The 1,015-nt window shown below is 46.7% G+C and carries 1 protein-coding gene and 1 pseudogene; both read left to right on the forward strand.

Annotated features, from left to right (window positions below):
* Nucleotides 1-416 (forward strand): annotated as a pseudogene (locus R7Q41_RS24440) (hypothetical protein); the annotation flags it as partial.
* The coding region (locus tag R7Q41_RS24445; protein WP_318144762.1) for a metal ABC transporter solute-binding protein, Zn/Mn family at nt 406-1,015 on the forward strand (610 nt) is incomplete at its 3' end. The pseudogene R7Q41_RS24440 and the gene R7Q41_RS24445, both read left to right, overlap by 11 nt.

The raw sequence follows: 1,015 nt of genomic DNA on the forward strand, positions 1-1,015 counted from the left end.
ATTTTGTTTGGAAATGGGCCCCGGATGGTAACTACAAGTACCGCAACTTTACGTTTTCTGCCGAGTACATGTTGTTGGATGGTGTGGTCGACAGCAAATTTAAAGATGAAGCTGAATCCCCTGATAACTTAACAGCATACTACGTTTCGGGTGTATACCGATTTAACCCTAACTGGTCTGCTGGCGTTCGTTACGGCGAAGCGGAAAGCTACGATGGTCATGCTCATGGTGACCACATGCACTTCACTGCGCTAAATGATAAAGAAGTCGATGCGATGATTGCGTGGGATTCTTCGCACTTTGGTACTATTCGTGCTCAGTACACGCGTGCAGAAAACCAAGACAAAGAAAAAGAGAACGTCTTTACATTGCAATACGTCATGACTTTTGGGGCGCACGGTGCTCATGCGTTCTAAGTCATTAACCTTTATCTCTAAAGGTTTAGGCACAATGGCAGCGATTGCTGCCATTGTTTCTTCTCCAACATGGGCTTTGGATATTTTTGTTTGTGAGCCGGAATGGAAAGCTTTATTGCAACGCCACGCTCCGGAAGCAAATATCTATTCTGCTACTACCGATAAACAAGATCCACATTACGTGCAAGCTCGCCCTTCGTTGATTGCGAAAATGCGTCAAGCCGATTTGGCTATGTGTTCTGGAGCAGAGCTAGAAGTAGGGTGGTTGCCTATGCTACAGGCACGAAGCTCAAATGCTGCGGTGCAAAATGGGGCAAAAAGCATGATTTACGCTGCCAGTTTTGTACGTATGCTGGATACACATCAACATGTGGATCGCAGTATGGGTGACATTCATGCGCATGGTAATCCGCACGTGCAGTTTGCTGCGAATGACATGATTACGCTTTCGCGCGTTGTGACTCAGCGTTTGCAAGCGGTTGATCCTGAGAATGCGCCAACCTACCAGCTCAATGGGATGAAGTTTCGTGCGCATTGGCGAAAAAAACTCAACGAATGGGAAGCAAAAGCTCAACCATTACAGGGGAAACGGATCGTTG

The organism is Vibrio sp. 2096 (assembly GCF_033339595.1).
Classification (GTDB): Bacteria; Pseudomonadota; Gammaproteobacteria; order Enterobacterales; family Vibrionaceae; genus Vibrio; species Vibrio alginolyticus.